Consider the following 1277-nt stretch of genomic DNA (forward strand, 5'->3'; position numbering starts at 1 on the left):
CCTCCGGCCCGTCCCGCCCGCCGGCCGCCCCTCCACCGGGCGGACAGTGCCCGCCGGGCCGCCGGGCACTGTGCCCGTGCACAGACGGCCGTCGGACGCGATGGGACGGCGCCCAGCACCCGGTGCCCGCGGCAGGCACCGTCGGACGGCGGGCTTCCACCCATGGTTACCCAGTCGTAACGTGGAGGGAATGACCCCCACGACGACCGGGGACAAGCTGGCCCGGCTGTACGGCCGCAACCGGGAACTGGCCGTCCTGCGCATGCTGTTGACACAGGTGAACACCGGACGCAGCGGCACGCTGCTGCTGGCCGCCCCGCCAGGCCTCGGCCGTACCGCCCTGCTGCGCCACGTCCTCGCCCGGCACCCGGCGGACCGCGTCCTGCACACCACCGCGGTCCCCACCGAGCAGGGACTGCCCTACAGCGGACTGCACGCCCTGCTCTGCTCCGCCGCGGCGCCGCTGCCGGCCGCACCGGACGACGTACTGAGCAGCGCCATGGCGCCCGCCGCACTGCTGGACCTGCTGCGCACCCTCACCGCCGCAGGTCCCCTGCTCGTCTGCGTGGACGACGTGCACGCCTGGGACGCGCAGTCGCGGGCCGCACTGCTCTTCGCCGCCCACCGGCTGCCCGCCGACCGCCCCCTGGCCCTGCTGCTCACCGCGGTCCGGCACGGCCGGGACGTCCGCGCCGTGCTCGGACTGCCCACCCTGGGCCTGACCGCTCTCGACGACACCGCCGCCGGCACCATGCTGGACCGGCTCGTCCCCGGCCCCCTGGACCCGGGCGTGCGGGCCGAACTGCTGCGGGAGGCCGCCGGCAACCCCGCACTGCTCGCCGCACTGACCGATCAGCTCACGCCCGACCAGCGTGCCGGACGTGCTCCGCTGCCGCAGCCCCTGCCGGGCGGCGAAGCCGTACTGGACGCCTACGCCGCCGCCCTCGCCGCTCTGCCGCCCGACACCCGCGAGCTGCTGCTGCTCGCCGCGGCAGCCGGCGAACACGAGACGGACACCGCCGGCACGGGCCTGGACCTGCTGGCGCGGGCCGGACGACAGGTCGGCATCGACGACGCACAGCTGAGCTCCGCCGAAGCCGCCGGTATCGTGCACGTCCACGCCGGCCGGGTCTCCTTCACCCACCCGCTGCTGCGCCGCGCCGTCTACCGTGCCGCCCCGCTGGCCCGGCGCCGCAGCGCGCACCGTCTGCTGGGCACGGTGCTCGATGGCCCGCACCGCACCCTTCCGCGCCTGATCCAGCAGGCCTGCGCCGCGG

General features: G+C 76.5%; 1 protein-coding gene. It reads left to right on the top strand.

Going from position 1 to position 1277, the window contains the following annotated elements; genetic code table 11:
- Positions 1 to 190: 190 nt before the first annotated feature.
- A partial coding sequence (locus ACYVE9_RS27280; protein ID WP_461030562.1) for an AAA family ATPase occupies positions 191 to 1277 on the top strand: 1087 nt, incomplete at its 3' end.

This window comes from Streptomyces sparsus (genome assembly GCF_054776295.1).